The organism is Saccharopolyspora antiqui (assembly GCF_052246905.1).
GTDB lineage: Bacteria > Actinomycetota > Actinomycetes > Mycobacteriales > Pseudonocardiaceae > Saccharopolyspora.
In genome coordinates this window covers 1-14,387 of the sequence record NZ_JBQQBO010000016.1, presented here as the reverse complement: position 1 = coordinate 14,387, position 14,387 = coordinate 1, and the positions used below count along the sequence as shown (strand labels likewise).

Sequence of the window (14,387 nt, the reverse complement as noted above, 5' to 3'; positions counted from 1 at the left end):
GGAACTCCACTCGGCTGGAGGTTCAACCGATGGTGACCGGAGACACGCTCGGGATCGGCGATCTGGCGCGGCGAACCGGCGTGCCAGTCCGGACGATCCGCTTCTACTGCGACGAAGGCCTCCTGGAGCCCGCACGCAGCACCGGTGGGCACCGCCGGTTCGACGCGGCCGCGGTCGACCGGCTGAACCTGGTCCGGCGGCTGCGCGGGCTAGGGTTGGGCCTGCGGTCGATCACCGACGTCCTCACTGGCCAACGTTGCCTCGCCGACGCCGTGGCCGCCGAGCGGGCTGCGCTCGACCACGAGGTGGCGACGCTGGCTTGGCGACGTTCGGTGCTCCGCGCGGTCGAGGAGGCGTCACCCACCGACCGCGCAGCCCGGCTTGAGCTGCTGTCCGAGGTGCAGGACGGGTTCTCCGCGCACGACACCCTCGTCCGCCTCTGGCGCCCGATGACCACCGGACCGATCCCGCCGGACACGGTCCGCATGTTCCTCGACATCAGCGCGCCGCGACCGCCGGAGCTGCCGACCCCGGCGCAGGTCGTCGCGTACGCCGAGCTGGTGCTGCTCGCCGCCGACCGGGCACTCGCGACCCAACTGCGGGCCAGCACGCTCGTCAACCACGAACGCATCGCCGACCTCGGCGCGCTCCACGCCGCCGTCGGTGCGGCCTGCGAGCTGGCGTTCCCCCAGGTGGCGGCCGGGGCTCGACCAAAGCCGGGGCCCGCACTAGACGGGTTCGTCGCGGCCCACGCCACCGCACTCGGTGCCAGCGACACCCCGGAGTTCCGGCGCGCGCTGAACCGGCGCACCGCCGCCGACCGGCACCCGCGGTTGCGCCGCTACTGGCACCTCGCTGGCGAGATCACCGGCGAACCCGCGCCGGTCGGCGTCACGCACACCTGGTTGCTCGACGCCCTGGACCGCTCGGTCAGCTGAGGCTCTCCGGTTGCGGCGAATGCGACGTTCGCCGCAACGCTGAGTCGGCCCGAACAACCCTGTTCGCCCGCGGTGGGCAGCGTGTCGGCCAGCGCGCTACCGGCCGACCAGCACGCCCGGAATGCCGATGAGCGCTGGCCGAAGCAGCGGAACGCGCCAGTTGCCATAGCGCATCGCCCCGGCTACCGTCGGCTGCCCCCCTGCTACGTCTGATCGAGCAGGGTGAGGTAGGCGTCGAGTTGGGCAGCGCCAGCGAGAAGGTTGCGGCTGCGCGTGGTCAGCCGGTCCTGCCAGGAGTCGAGGAAGGCGCTCAACGCGTCCGCCCCGCCCGCCTCGCGCAGCGACTCGACGAACTGCGCGACCTGGCGCAGCAGGTACCCGCCTCGGCGCAGTTGCCGTGCGATCTCGGCGTCGCGCACGCAGTCCGGTCCGTATTCGCGGTAACCCGTTGCCTGGTCGCGTTCGGGGCGCAGGATGCCCTCGGTCTCCCAGGTGCGCAGCGTCGCCGGGTGCACGCCGAGCCGACGTGCGAGTTCGCCCACGGTCAGCGGTCGACCGTTGACCCGCCTGGGTGTCGTGGTGGACAAGGTGCCAAGGGCTCTCGCGGACTCGGTGCGGGTGTCGCGTTCGGCGAGCAGCGCGACGTGCGCGGCGTCGATGAGCCGGTAGGCGGACTCGGTGTCGCCCCGGTTGGTCGCGCGCATGATCTCCATTGCCTGCTGGTGACCGTGGCCGCGGCGCAGCGCCAGGAAGGTGCGCAGGGCCTGTGCGTGCCGGGGCGTGTAGCGCCGGTAGCCGGTTTCGCTGCGCTCGGTCGGCGGGAGGATGCCCGCGCCCTCGTAGTTGCGGATCGCCTGTGCGGACAACTCGTGTTCTCGGGCAAGGTCGATGGGTCGCAGCTTGCACCTCCGATTGAGGCTTCAATCTAGTGAATGCAGGGAGAATTCGCAGAAGTTTCAATCGATTCTTCAACGATACTGTCGAAGGCAGTTTCTTCCGAAAAGGGGTGTTCATGTCCACTGCCACATCACTGCGTGGGATCGGCCGCCAACTCGACGACCCGGCAAGCCTGGGCCGTGCCCTCGACGAGCTGCTCGCCGCGCGGACCGAGCCGCCGACCCTGCTCGCCCTCGGCGAACCGACACACGGGATCGAGGCCTTCCCGTTGCTGCGCAACGAAATCCTCGGTCACCTCGTCGAACGCGGGTACCGGTCGATCGTGCTGGAGACCGATTTCTTTGCCGCGTCCGTTGTCGACGACTACGTGGCCGGGAGCACAGCGGAGATCGACACGGTGCTCGCGACCGGGTTCAGCCACGGGTTCGGCGCCGTGCCGGGCAACCGCGAACTCGTCGAATGGCTCCGCGCGCACAACGCCGACCGCGCGCCGCACGACCGAGTTCGCTTCCACGGCTTCGACGCACCGACGGAGACCTCCACCGCGCCAAGCCCGCGACATGCACTGTCCTCGGTCAACGACTACCTGCCCGCGGCGCTGCGGCCCGAATCAGTCCGCGACCTCGACGCGCTGCTCGGCGAGGACGCGGACTGGACGAACCAAGCGGCCATGTTCGACCCGGCAGCGTCCATCGGCGACTCCGACCGCGCTCGCGCCCTGCGCATCGTCGCCGACGACCTCGCCAGCACATTGGGCCGCGCGGCACCCGGCCTGCGTCCCGCCGACCCGACCGGCTACGCCCACGCCGTCGCGCACGCGCGCACCGCCCAGGGCCTGCTGCGCTATCACGCGGCCATGGCCAGCCCCGCACCCGATCGCATCGCGACCCTGCTCAGCCTGCGCGCCGAGATGATGGCCGAGAACCTGCTCGCGATCGTTGCCCAGGAGCAGCGACGCGGACCGAGCCTGGTGTTCGCGCACAACGTGCACCTCCAGCGTGTGCAGTCCCACATGCCGGTCGGCGAGGACGAGGTGAGCTGGGGAAGCGCTGGCGCGCTCGTCTGGCTCACCCTCGGCGAGCGTTATGTGTTCCTGGCAACCGACGCCAACCCCGACAGCGATCCGGGCACCCTCCAAGGCGTGTTGGCCGAGGCGACCGCCCGCCGCGCCCTGTTCCCGACACATGCCCTGCGCGCCGCGCTTCCCCCGTCGATCGGCACGGGCGAACCGATCGTGCCCGGCCACCTCCCGCTGAACCCGGCGGAGTTGGACGGCGCCGACGCGGTCATCTTCATCGCCGACACCGACGGAAAGCGGCATCAGTACTGGTAGCGGCACATTCTGACCACCGGGTGTGGTCGTCGCTGGGTGCGGCCCACCCGGTCCCCCTGGCCTGCTTGGGGAACCGTCAGCTGCGCGTTGTCCTGCGGGCTGATCACGCTGTCGCGACGGGGCTACTAGTGCGGGTCGTCGGTCTTGAGCTGTTCTCCGGTGGTGGAGACGAAGACGACGAGGAGCTCGGCTGGTTCTGTGTTGCTGGCGTTTTCGGTGGCCACGTGGTGGGCCCCTGGCTGCTCGATCCAGTTCTCGCCTGGGTGGTACGTACGCATCGGTTCGCCTTCGAGCTGGCTGCGTACAGTGCCTTCGAGCACGTAGGCGTAGACGAACGCGTTGCCGTGTCGGTGGGGCACCGCTCGGGCGTCCGGCGGGAAGGTCACGGTCGCCGAGGTGAAGGTTTTGCCTTGGATGTTCGGGAGCGCCTGTTGGATCAGGGGTGTCAGGGTCTCGGAAGGGTGTTCCGAAGCCACATCCGGGGTGGTCGGGGTGGTCGGACGCTCCGTCGCAGGGGCACATCCGACGACTGCGGCAGCCGTGCCGGCGATCAGCACGCCGCTGGCGATTCGCACACTGATCATGAGTGCTGCGCTCCTTGTTCGTCCGCGACCTGAATGATCGTCTTGCCGGGCGTGCGGCGGCGGCGGGCGAACGCGGAGGCCGTTTCGGAAAGCGGTCGCACGGCGCCGACGATGGGGTTGAGCCGTCCGGCCCGGAGGCGCTGGGCGAGGTCGGTCAGCCGGGCGCGGTCGGGTTCGACGACGAAGAAGATGGCTCGCCCGTCCTTGGGCTGCACGGCAGGTGGCATGGCGATGGTGACGAGGGTGCCGCCCGGGCGGACCAGTTCGGTCGATCGTTCGAGGATGTCGCCGCCGATGACGTCGAACACCACGTCCACCTCGCCGACGTGCTGCAGATCGTCGGCGTCCAGGTCGAGGAAGGTCTGCGCGCCGAGGCCGAGCGCGACATCACGGTCGTCGGCTCGGCCGGTGCCGATCACGCGGGCGCCCACCTCTCGCGCGAGTTGGACGGCGATCGAGCCGACGCCGCCCGCGGCGCCGTGAACGAGGACGGTCTGGCCGGTCGTGAGGTGGGCGTGGTCGAACAGTCCCTGCCATGCGGTCAGTCCGGAAATGGGCAGCGCGGCGGCCACGGTGTGGTCGATGTCGGCCGCGAGGGAGGCGAGGTTGCGAGCCTCCACCGCGGTGTATTCGGCCAGGGATCCGTTGCGGGTCCAGTCGGTCAGTCCGAACACCCGCTGGCCCACGGTGAGGCCGGTGGTTCCGTAACCGAGCTCGACCACGGCTCCGGACAGCTCGTGCCCGGGGATGCTGGGGGTCCGGTCGCGGCCGGCGCGATCGGACCACGTTCCCGGCCAGTCGAGCTCTCCGGGGGTGAAGCCCGCGGCGTGCACGCGCACGATGACGTCGTTTTCCGCAGCGTGGGGGTAAGGCATGTCGGTCAGGGTGAGGCCACCGACACCCACGTCACGGTCTCGCACGGTGATCGCTCGCACGCTCGAATCCTTTCAACAACGTTCGTCAGTATGGGGTGGTTGTGGTGGCTCAGCACGGCGTCCGGTGTGAACCGCGGCGATCACGGACAGCACTGCGACGAACCGGCGACGTACCCGGCGAAGATCACCGTCAGCTCATCGCGTGGCCTCGTGTGCTGTCCGGTCAGCTCGGCCAGGGCGAGCCGACGATGCGCTCGACCGTCGTCGTGCGCTGCAAGCTGGGGATGAAATGTTCGAGCACGTCGGAGTTCACGGTGCCGTTCGTGGTTTCGGGGCGGTTCTTGAGCCCGTCGACGTAGGCTCGCAGGAACTCGTTCTTGAAGTCCCCTCGTGGGTGGACGGCGAGGATTTCGCCCAGCTGATCGTGTTCCAGTCCGTCCAGGCCGAAGCCGAGCACGTCGGTCAAGACGCCGAGGTGCGTGGTCGCGATTTCCGGGGCCATCCGGCCGGGGATGCCCGGCGTGGTGTGCAGCGCGATCGCCGTCCAGACGGTCTCGGCGGCGGCCGTCGAGAAACCCCGGTCCAGGAGGAACTTGCGCGCGTGGTCGGCGCCATCGACTTCGAAGCGCTGCTCTACGTCGGAAAAGGGAGTCAGGAGGCCGGTGTCGTGGAACATGGCCGCCAAGTAGAGCAGCTCCGGGTCCGGTTTCACGCCGAGCTTGTGAGCGTGAATCAGGCTGAAGAAGAAGACCCGCCGGGAGTGGTGGTAGATGAGGGGGCTGGTCGTCTCCTGGATGAGCCTGGTCGCTTCGGCGACCGTCGCTGTCTCAGGAATCTCCAACCCCGCGATGATCTCTGGCATGACCTTTGACTTTCCGGGAAGTGTGTCGGCTGTGGACCGTGTGTCCGACTTCCATGCTGCCCACCGATCGGCGTGCGGCGCTGCCTTCGTCCAGCCAGGAATCACTGATATCCGGACAGGGCGAAATCGCAGCCGTGTGCTCCACCACGCACGGCACCACGTCGTGCGGCCGGGACCAGCGCGCGGCCTGGTGTCGGATGCATCGCGTGAGTCAACCTGGCATCGGTTGCGGCACGAGGATTTCGCAGACCGCCTTTGCAACGGCTCCGGCGTTTCTTGAACAAACCCGCTCTGCCGCACCGGGTAAGACGGAGAGTTGAGGATCCCGTCATCTCCGGTAACGGTGTGCTACCAATGAACGGTGTCCATGCCTCCTGCGTCGCCGACCCGACGGCGGTCACCGCGCGGATCCGGCTCCGGAGGGACCGGAGTGGTGAATGCCGCCCCCCATCGCGTCGCGATCCTCGTCTACGACGGAGTGACGTTGCTGGACGTCGCCGGTCCCGCGGAGGTGTTCAAGGAGGCGAACCAGTTCGGTGCCGACTACCGGATCGTGCTGCTGTCGCCGACCGGTGCGGACGTCACGTCGAACCTCGGGATCCGGATCGCGGTCGACGGCGCCGTCGCCTCGGAGCCAGCTTTCGACACGTTACTGGTGGCCGGGTCCGACCTCTATCCGCGCGCCCGGGTCCCCAGCGACCTGGCGGACGCCGCGCGAATACCGGCGGCCGTGGCCAGCCGGGTCGCGTCGATCTGCAGCGGGGCGTTCGTCCTCGCCGCCGCCGGTTTCCTCGACGGCAAGCGCGCGACCACGCACTGGCAGGTCGCGCACGAGCTCGCCGCCCGGTGTCCGACGTGCCGCGTCGAGCCCGACGCGATCTACGTTCGCGATGGCACCACGTACACGTCGGCAGGGGTGACGGCCGGCATCGATCTGGCGCTCGCTCTCGTCGAAGAGGACCACGGGCCCGACCTGGCGCGCGACGTCGCCCGCGCCTTGGTGGTGTACATGCAGCGTGCGGGCGGTCAGTCCCAGTTCTCGGCACCGCTGCAGGGACCGCCGCCCCGCTCGCCGGCTCTTCGCAAAATCACCGATTTGGTGACGGCGAACCCCCGCGGGGACCACTCGCTCGGTGAACTCGCGAAACATCTCAACGTGAGCACCCGGCACCTCACCCGGCTTTTCCACGACGAGCTGTCCACGACACCGGCCCGCTACGTGGAAAACATCCGATTCGACATGGCCAGGGCACTGCTCGACCAAGGACACACCGCGACGCAGGCCGCGACCCTCGCCGGGTTCCCCAGTTACGAAAGCATGCGACGGGTGTTCGCCAGGAAGCTGTCGATCAGCCCCGCCGCCTACCAACGCCGGTTCAGCACGGCCCGCCGCGCCAACGCGAGTTGAGCGCCAACGTCCACTCATGCCGCCGACAGCGCGTGCTACGAGCTTGGACGGCCAGTAGTCGACGTCGGTCTGCTGGACGGTGTGCTTCCGCTTGCCGTGCTTGGGACGCATGGTGTCCGTAGCCGAGTCGAGCGAACGAACAGAGCCCGGTCTGGGGCGATCACGAGGTAATGATCGAGACACGGCGATTGTTCGGGTCGTGCTCGCCGCCCGCCAGAAGGAGCATGACCCGGATCTGCTGCGGCGGTGCGGATCGGGCTAGCGATGTGCGGCGGCAGTACTTGCGCCTGCCTCGGCGGGCACCCCGAACCAGGAAGTGAGCGCATCCGGCAGGCCCTCGGGGTCGGCTGTTGCGCATGCCCAGGCGACGTAGCCGTCTGGGCGGATGAGCAGACCGGCCAACTCGCCGCAGGATGCGCTGGATGCGGTGATGATCTGCACACGGTCGGAGTGCCCGGCCGCCGCTGAACGGATCTCCGCCGAGTCGGCCAGATCCAGCAGGACCGCGCGGCTCTGCCGCAGTGGTACAGCGACGAGGTTCCAGATGTCGGGATCCAGGTCTGGCACGAACCGGCCGACCAGTGGGTGTGTCGAGCCGGGCGCGTAGTCGATGTCGGTGCTGTTGACCATCGCGATGAAGTGGCGTTTGGCAGCGGGGATCGCCAGCACCTCGGCGAGCACCTCCCGCAGGGCCTCGACCTGCGGACCAGGTCGCATCAACGCCACCTGTGCGCGGCTGTTGCGCAGCACCCGCTCGCCGATCGGGTGCCGTTCGGCGGTGTAGGTGTCCAAAAGGGACTCCGGTGCCAGGCCGCGGACCACCAGGCCGAGCTTCCAGCCCAGGTTTATCGCGTCCTGCACGCCGAGGTTGAGCCCTTGGCCGCCGATCGGGGAGTGGACGTGTGCGGCGTCACCGGCCAGCAGCACCCGGCCCTGCCGGTAGGTGGCCGCCTGCCGGGTGTTGTCGGTGTACCGGCTGGCCGCGGTCAGGTTGGTGACCGTCGCGTTGACGCCGCTGGCGCGACGGATGCTGGCCTGCATCTCCTCCAGGGTGACCGGCGCGGTGCGGTCGCCGGGCCCACCGTCGAACTCCATGGTGGAGATCTCTCCTGGGAGCAATGGGGACACGGTGACCATGCCACCCGGTCCACGCGGGTTCGAAGCGAGGGCGTCGGGATCGGCCACTTCGGCCACGGCAACGCGGCCGGTCATGGTCGGCTCGGTGCCAGGGAAAAGGATCCCGGTGCGCTTGCGCACGGTGCTGCGACCGCCGTCGCAGCCGACCAGGTAGGGCGCGCGGACAGTGCGCCCGTCGGCGAGGACTGCGAGCACGGCCTCACCCTCGTCGATGACGTCGACGACCTCGCTGTCGTGCCAGATCCGCACCCTCAACTCGCTGGCCCGTTCAAGGAGAACCTGTTCGAACAGATGCGGCTTGAGCAGGTGCGGACGCCGCGGCGAGACGTCCTCGCCGGTGTCCTCCTCGAACAGCATCAGCCCGCCGAAGTGGCCTCGCACCTTGCTGGACCGGAGCTGGCGCCCGAGGCGGTGCCCCGGTGCGGGGTCAGCGCTGTCGTGGCCGCGTTCGGCGTCCAACCGCTCGAACATCTCCCGCTGCACTCGGGCCAGTGGTTCGGTCAGACCGCGCAGCCGCAGGCTCTGAGTGCTGCGGACGTTGATGCCGCGCAGGCCAAGGCGGCGGGTGTGACGTTCGGTGCCGTCGGCGGCTTCGAGGACCAGCGGGTCCAGGCCGGCCAGGCGCAGTTCGCCGGCCAGCAGCAGACCGACCGGTCCGCCACCTACGACGAGGACATCAGTCATGAGAACACTCCATTTACACTGTAAATATACGATGTAAATATAGGAGCATGTACAGTGTAAATCTGTCAACCTCGGAAGCGATGGAGGGACGGGCGGATGGCACCGAGGCAACCGCTGACCCGGGAACGCATCCTGGACGCCGCCCTGGCCCTGGCCAGCACGGACGGGTTGGACGGGCTGTCCATGCGCAAACTCGCCAAGTCCCTCGGCGTGGAGGCGATGGCCCTGTACAACCACGTGGCCAACAAGACCGAGATCCTCGACGGCATCGCCGACCGGGTGCTCGGCGGCATCGACCGCGCCGACCCTGAACTCCCCTGGGCCCAACGGGTACGCGCCACCGCGGTGAGCATGTACCGGGCACTGTGCCGCCACCCGGTCGTGCCGATGGCGCTGGCCACCGACCAGGCCAACCCGACATCACTGCGGGCGCTGCAACCGATAGACGACCTCCTCGGGGCGTTCTACGAGGCAGGGCTCGACGATGACGGCGTCCGCCAAGCGCTCGGGGCGGTACAGAGCCTGGTCTACGGATCGATCCTGCTGTCGACCACCGGGTTCGTCCGCGACACCAGCCGGACCACCCCAGGGGAACAACTCGACCCCTACGTCCACCGCCTCGACCCGGACAAGCTGCCGCACTTCAGCCGGATAGTGCCCGCGCTGTCGGCCGGGGACACCGAGAACGACTTCGTGCGCGGGTTGGACGTACTGATCGCCGGACTCCCAGTGCTGAAGCGAGCTGCGACGGGATAGGCCGGAACTGCGACCTCGCGGGTCACCCAGAACTGCCGACCAGTTCAACTCGATCGGTTCTCGATGCTCGGCAAGCGACCGCAGGATTTCCGAACATCCACTTCCACCGCGTAGAGCGCGGCCGGTGGACGTCCGCTATTGCCCGATAGCGGTGTTCAGGTCGGGTCACGCGGCCCTGGCGTCCAGGTCCAGACGTTTGTCCATGTCGAGCAGGAACCTCCCGTACAGGTTCACGTGGGTCCAGAACAGGGCGCTGAGCGCGCTCTGCGGTCCTCGGCACCCATCCGCTTCTTCCACGCCGGGTCGTCCAGAACCCGTTGCACCAGAAGGGTGTCAGGAATTCCGGGTGGCGCGCAGGGCCTCCAGTCGCGTCTGCCACTCGCGACCGCCAGCGCCGACATCCGCTCGGCGAGGAACCGCGCGAATTCTGCTACTCGTGCTGACGCCCGCCGGGAGCAGGGGACCGGAAGGGCGATTGCCGCACGACTTCGAGCTCCGTCTCCGCTGCCAAGCAAAACTCCAATTTCGTGACCGTCATATTGAAACGTTAATCATCAAACGAAACGAAATGTGGACCAGCTAAAACGGGCGAAGAGGTGGCGCACATAATCGCGCTTATGTGCGGTAAGGTCACGTCATGGAGATCGAGTTGGGTCCTGGCGCCGGGATTGGGCGAGTGGGTCCGCAAACGGAATTGCTGGCCACGACCACCCGCACAGGGCACACCCGCGCCGCGTTGATCTCGGCGTGGCTGGGTTCGTTCGCCGACTCCGCCGACACCCGCGCCGCCTACGCGCGCGATCTGCGGGAGTACCTCGCGTGGTGCGCGCAGCGCGACCTCGACCCGCTGGCGATGCGGCTGCCCGAGGTGCAGATGTACGCCGCGCAACTGGCGGCGGCGACCAATCCGCGCACCGGGCGCCCGTTCGCATCGTCGACCAGGGCGCGCAAACTCGCCGCCGTCTCCAGCTGGTACACCTTCCTGGTCCGCGCCGGGGCGATCGACGCGAATCCCGCACGGGACGCGGCGCGGCCGCGCTACGACCGTCGGCACTCGACGACCACCAGCGTGTCCGAGCGGCAGGCCGCGGGCATGCTGGGTGCCAGCCGTGACTACCAGCACCGGACGATGGGGCCTGAAGCCGCCGCTTTGGCGACCGCGCTGCTGATCGACTTGGGCATCCGCGTGTCCGAACTGTGCAACGCCAACCTGGCCGACCTCGGACAGCGCGAAGGCATCCGCGTGCTGACCGTCCGGATGAAGGGCGGCAAGATCCGCACCCGGCCGATTCCGGCCCAGGTGGCCGCGCTGCTCGACGCCTACCTCGACGTGCGCCCCGCCGGAGACAGTGATGCCCTGCTGGTCACCAGAGGCGGCGATCGCATCAACCGACACCAGGTGTACCGGCTGGTGCAGCGCGTCGCCGCGGACGCGGGGGTTCCGATGCCACAACGCATCACACCGCACTCGATGCGGCACGCCTTCAACACCATCGCCCGCGAAAGGGGAGCGGCGCTGGAGGATCGCCGCGACGCGCTCGGCCATTCGTCAGCGGCGATCACCCAGCTCTACGACCACGTCGCCCTGTCCCTGACCCGAGACCCGGCCCACCTCGTCGCCGAAGCAACCGCAAAAACCCCGGATTAGCCAAGGGTTTTCCCCACTGATCACTTACGTCACGGTGACGAAATTAGGGGCGGTGCAGGTGGACATCGGGCAGTCGTGCGATTCCACGCGCTTGAAGTCGTCGCTCACGACCTCGGACTGTTTTATGTGGGTGTTTCATTCGTCCAACCGTTTGCAACGACTCATGAGACATGTTCGCCGCAGGTGGGTTGCCGCGCGGCCGGGTGTTTCACGAGCGACCACCTCTGCAACGCCGCCCCGGGGCGGATGTGGAAACGTCCTATCGTCAGAGCCGTTGAGTGTCCGCGCCGGTGCCAAGGTGGTCGAGGCGCGGCGAAAGGAGCGCATCGGTCGAGCTGGGCCAGCCAGCTCGACCCGCACCACCGGCAGGAACTCGCCGCGTCGCTGCCCGCACGCCTTGAAATGGCGCGGCTCGCCGCCCAACCACCCAACAGGCCGACGACACCGCTTCCCCGACCCAGTAAGGAACCACGCCGTGACCACCCCGCACGCCTTCCCCCTGGAGCCCACCCCGATCCATGTGTCTGACGAGGTCCTCGATGACCTGCGCGCCCGTCTCACATTGACCCGGCCGCCGCTGGACGAGGGGAATGGGGATTGGTCCTACGGCGTCCCGGACAGCTATCTCCGTGAGCTGGTCGCCTACTGGCGGGACGCCTACGACTGGCGCAAGGCCGAGGCGGCCATCAACGCCTACGAGCACTACCAGGTGAGCGTCGCCGGTGTCCCAGTGCACTTCATGCGCAAGCCCGGCCGCGGCCCTCGCCCGATCCCGTTGATCCTCACCCACGGCTGGCCGTGGACGTTCTGGCACTGGTCGAAGGTGATCGACCCGCTCGCCGACCCGGCCGCGTTCGGCGGTGACCCCGCCGATGCGTTCGACGTCATCGTGCCGTCCCTGCCCGGCTTCGGTTTCCCCGGGCCGCTCACCGGCTTTTCGGACGTCAACTTCTGGAAGGTCTCCGACCTCTGGCACACCCTGATGACCGAGACCCTGGGATACGAGAAGTACGCCGCCGGGGGCTGCGACATCGGCGGGATCGTCTCCAGCCAACTCGGCCACAAGTACGCCGACGAGCTGTACGGCATCCACATCGGCTCCGGGCTGCCGCTCGACTTCTTCACCGGCCACCGCGCCTGGGACTTCGCCCGGAATCGGCCCCTCGCCGACGACCAGCCCGCCGACGTCCGCGCCCGCATCATCGAGCTGGACCACCGCTCGGCGTCCCACCTCGCCGTGCACATGCTCGACGGCGCCACCCTGGCCCACGGGCTGAGCGACTCACCCGCCGGACTGCTCGCCTGGCTGCTGGAGCGCTGGAACGCCTGGAGCGACAACGGCGGCGACGTCGAGTCCGTCTTCACCAAGGACGACCTGCTCACCCACGCCACGATCTACTGGGTGAACAACTCCATCGCCACGTCGATGCGTTACTACGCCAACGCCAACCGCTACCCCTGGACCCCCGCCCACGACCGCACCCCGGTCGTGCAGGCCCCGGTCGGCCTCACCTTCGTCACGTACGAGAACCCGCCCGGCATCCACACCGCCAACGAGCGCGTCCGGGCATTCAAGACCGGCCCGCAAGCCGATTGGTTCAACCACGTCAACGTCAACGCCCACGACCACGGCGGCCACTTCATCCCCTGGGAGAACCCCGACGCCTGGGTGAGCGACCTGCGCCGCACCTTTCACGGCCGCAGGCCCTGAACGACCCTGCGAGCTGTCTGGTGACGGGCCAGGCGAACATTGCCTGGCGGGGGGCGCGCGTCGGCCGACTGGCCCCCACCGCCCGCCACGCCGTCTGCCTGAGTCGGCCTCCCTGCGGGACCCCGCTCGCCGCCACCCTCCGGGGAGCGCTGTCATACCCACCGTCACGCCCGTTCCGTCAGTGCGCTGCTCCTGTTCACCGCTCTGGCGGCCAAGGCCCTCCCGTCCGCCGTGCCCGCCACCGGGCCTCGTTGGGGGACCGCCGGAATACGGCGGAAAGGGGCAATGAGCGCCGAACGCGCTGTTCATCACGGGGTTGAGAAGCGAGTCATCTCAGTGTGGTCCCGAGTCGGTGCGATGTTGACGGATCACCTGATCCGGGCCTGATCCGCGATCCGGGCTTGTGGCGTCAGTCCTGGTCGACATGCTGGCGGCATGTCGACCGAGGCGAACGGAAAACACAGACCTGGCCAGCTGGCTTCGCGGATGGGTCCCGACCGAGGACGAACTGACCGCGGCCGGGATGCCGCGCGAGACCTTCCCCCGGCGAAGGTGACCGACACCCCGATCTCATCGACCTGGACACCGGCGACGAGTACGAGTGGGTTGTCGAGCCCGCCGGCTACGCGCACGTCAACGACCACGATTTCGCCTGGACACGGGCAGCGGTAGAAGAGCAGGCACGCGTGGTCGAGGTCAACAGCCTTCCGCCTGAGCAGCTGGCCGAACTGCGCCGCCGCTACCGCGAAGGCGATGCCGAGGACGACTGAAGATCGACGCGGCTCGCGCCCTCGATGCTGGCGCGACTGCCGAGTTCGGGGACGTACTTGTAGATCGTCGAACGGGATACGCCGAGCAGCCGCGCGATCGAGGTGACGGTGTTGTCGGGCTCGGTGAGCAGCGCGCGGGCGTGGCGGATCTTCTCGGAGGTCATGACTGGTGGACGGCCGAGCCGGACGCCGTTGGCGCGGGCGGCGGCCAGGCCCTCGCGGGTGCCGTCGACGATGAGTTCGCGGATGAATTCGGCCAGCGCGGCGGAGACGTGGAAGACCAGGCGGCCGCCGGGGGTAGTGGTGTCGAGGTTCTCGTGCAGCGAGGTGAACCCGACCCTGCGGCGGCGTAGCCCGCTGACCAGCGACAGCAGGTCGGCAAGGCTGCGGCCGAGGCGGGAGAGCTCCAGGACGACGAGGGTGTCGCCTTCGCGGAGGTAGTCCAGGCAAGCCCACAGCTCGGGCCGTTCGGCGTTCTTGCCGGACAGCTTCTCCTCGAACACCCGGATGCACCCAGCCGCAGTGAGGGCGTCGACCTGGCGGCGCAGGTTCTGATCCCGGGTGGAGACCCGGGCATGGCCGACGCGGGCGCCGCCGCCGATGGCGTCGAGCGGGTCGCCGTCGAGGACGAGTTCGGCCGGTGCGTCGGTCATCGGCGGCACCTAATGAGTCGTGAGTCGGCCATCCGGCAGACTCGGGTCGGGTAGCCGCTGGCAGGTGAGCACTCTGGGCTCCTGGACGTTTGAGTCCTGATGAAAGAGCGTGCCCCTGCCGGTGGGCTGGG

Annotated in this window: 13 protein-coding genes; 6 read left to right on the top strand and 7 right to left on the bottom strand. The window is 68.7% G+C overall.

Annotation, left to right across the window (positions count from 1 at the left end; translation table 11 throughout):
* Positions 1-29 precede the first annotated feature (29 nt).
* Positions 30-938 (top strand): MerR family transcriptional regulator, encoded by a 909-nt coding sequence (locus ACTWQN_RS23655; RefSeq protein WP_443205739.1) that lies wholly within the window; start codon positions 30-32, stop codon positions 936-938.
* A 203-nt stretch (positions 939-1,141) separates the two neighbouring features.
* Here the strand turns inward: ACTWQN_RS23655 and ACTWQN_RS23650 are convergent, their stop codons facing one another.
* Positions 1,142-1,837 carry a MerR family transcriptional regulator gene (locus ACTWQN_RS23650; protein ID WP_443205919.1) on the bottom strand — a complete coding sequence of 232 codons (696 nt, stop codon included), beginning with the start codon at positions 1,835-1,837 and terminating at the stop codon, positions 1,142-1,144.
* 113 nt (positions 1,838-1,950) lie between these two features.
* Between ACTWQN_RS23650 and ACTWQN_RS23645 the strand changes: the two genes are divergently transcribed.
* Positions 1,951-3,168, top strand: coding sequence for an erythromycin esterase family protein (locus ACTWQN_RS23645; RefSeq protein ID WP_443205738.1), 1,218 nt, complete (start codon positions 1,951-1,953; stop codon positions 3,166-3,168).
* Between the two features lie 125 nt (positions 3,169-3,293).
* Here ACTWQN_RS23645 and ACTWQN_RS23640 read toward each other — a convergent pair whose 3' ends face one another.
* From ACTWQN_RS23640 to ACTWQN_RS23630, 3 genes are all read right to left on the bottom strand, one after another.
* Positions 3,294-3,752: a cupin domain-containing protein gene (locus ACTWQN_RS23640; protein ID WP_443205737.1), complete on the bottom strand. Its 459-nt coding sequence runs from the start codon at positions 3,750-3,752 to the stop codon at positions 3,294-3,296.
* Complete coding sequence (locus ACTWQN_RS23635) at positions 3,749-4,687, bottom strand: NADP-dependent oxidoreductase (protein ID WP_443205736.1); 939 nt, start codon at positions 4,685-4,687, stop codon at positions 3,749-3,751. Before ACTWQN_RS23635 ends, ACTWQN_RS23640 begins: the two co-directional genes overlap by 4 nt.
* A 163-nt stretch (positions 4,688-4,850) precedes the next feature.
* Complete coding sequence (locus ACTWQN_RS23630; RefSeq protein WP_443205735.1) at positions 4,851-5,489, bottom strand: HD domain-containing protein; 639 nt, start codon at positions 5,487-5,489, stop codon at positions 4,851-4,853.
* 433 nt (positions 5,490-5,922) lie between these two features.
* Here ACTWQN_RS23630 and ACTWQN_RS23625 point away from each other — a divergent pair, with 433 nt between their 5' ends.
* Positions 5,923-6,897: a GlxA family transcriptional regulator gene (locus tag ACTWQN_RS23625; RefSeq protein ID WP_443205734.1), complete on the top strand. Its 975-nt coding sequence runs from the start codon at positions 5,923-5,925 to the stop codon at positions 6,895-6,897.
* 258 nt (positions 6,898-7,155) lie between these two features.
* Here the strand turns inward: ACTWQN_RS23625 and ACTWQN_RS23620 are convergent, their stop codons facing one another.
* Complete coding sequence (locus tag ACTWQN_RS23620; protein ID WP_443205733.1) at positions 7,156-8,718, bottom strand: FAD-dependent monooxygenase; 1,563 nt, start codon at positions 8,716-8,718, stop codon at positions 7,156-7,158.
* Between the two features lie 96 nt (positions 8,719-8,814).
* Between ACTWQN_RS23620 and ACTWQN_RS23615 the strand changes: the two genes are divergently transcribed.
* Positions 8,815-9,474, top strand: coding sequence for a TetR/AcrR family transcriptional regulator (locus ACTWQN_RS23615; protein ID WP_443205732.1), 660 nt, complete (start codon positions 8,815-8,817; stop codon positions 9,472-9,474).
* Positions 9,475-9,639: 165 nt separating this feature from the next.
* On the opposite strand, the gene ACTWQN_RS23610 is transcribed toward ACTWQN_RS23615, so the two are convergent.
* The gene (locus ACTWQN_RS23610; protein ID WP_443205731.1) at positions 9,640-9,771 is read right to left on the bottom strand and encodes a hypothetical protein; all 132 of its coding nucleotides are present in this window, start codon (positions 9,769-9,771) and stop codon (positions 9,640-9,642) included.
* A 379-nt stretch (positions 9,772-10,150) separates the two neighbouring features.
* Here ACTWQN_RS23610 and ACTWQN_RS23605 point away from each other — a divergent pair, with 379 nt between their 5' ends.
* Both ACTWQN_RS23605 and ACTWQN_RS23600 read left to right on the top strand, forming a co-directional pair.
* Positions 10,151-11,122 carry a tyrosine-type recombinase/integrase gene (locus tag ACTWQN_RS23605; protein ID WP_443205730.1) on the top strand — a complete coding sequence of 324 codons (972 nt, stop codon included), beginning with the start codon at positions 10,151-10,153 and terminating at the stop codon, positions 11,120-11,122.
* A 475-nt stretch (positions 11,123-11,597) separates the two neighbouring features.
* Positions 11,598-12,833: an epoxide hydrolase family protein gene (locus ACTWQN_RS23600; protein WP_443205729.1), complete on the top strand. Its 1,236-nt coding sequence runs from the start codon at positions 11,598-11,600 to the stop codon at positions 12,831-12,833.
* 739 nt (positions 12,834-13,572) lie between these two features.
* Here the strand turns inward: ACTWQN_RS23600 and ACTWQN_RS23595 are convergent.
* Complete coding sequence (locus ACTWQN_RS23595; RefSeq protein ID WP_443205728.1) at positions 13,573-14,256, bottom strand: recombinase family protein; 684 nt, start codon at positions 14,254-14,256, stop codon at positions 13,573-13,575.
* Positions 14,257-14,387: the final 131 nt, after the last annotated feature.

Excerpts from the sequence above, each read along its gene's own strand:
- ACTWQN_RS23645 (WP_443205738.1), top strand. The coding sequence starts at position 1,951 with ATGTCCACTGCCACATCACTGCGTGGGATCGGCCGCCAACTCGACGAC.
- ACTWQN_RS23655 (WP_443205739.1), top strand. The coding sequence starts at position 30 with ATGGTGACCGGAGACACGCTCGGGATCGGCGATCTGGCGCGGCGAACC.
- ACTWQN_RS23595 (WP_443205728.1), bottom strand. The coding sequence starts at position 14,256 with ATGACCGACGCACCGGCCGAACTCGTCCTCGACGGCGACCCGCTCGAC.
- ACTWQN_RS23630 (WP_443205735.1), bottom strand. The coding sequence starts at position 5,489 with ATGCCAGAGATCATCGCGGGGTTGGAGATTCCTGAGACAGCGACGGTC.
- ACTWQN_RS23640 (WP_443205737.1), bottom strand. The coding sequence starts at position 3,752 with ATGATCAGTGTGCGAATCGCCAGCGGCGTGCTGATCGCCGGCACGGCT.
- ACTWQN_RS23615 (WP_443205732.1), top strand. The coding sequence starts at position 8,815 with ATGGCACCGAGGCAACCGCTGACCCGGGAACGCATCCTGGACGCCGCC.
- ACTWQN_RS23620 (WP_443205733.1), bottom strand. The coding sequence starts at position 8,718 with ATGACTGATGTCCTCGTCGTAGGTGGCGGACCGGTCGGTCTGCTGCTG.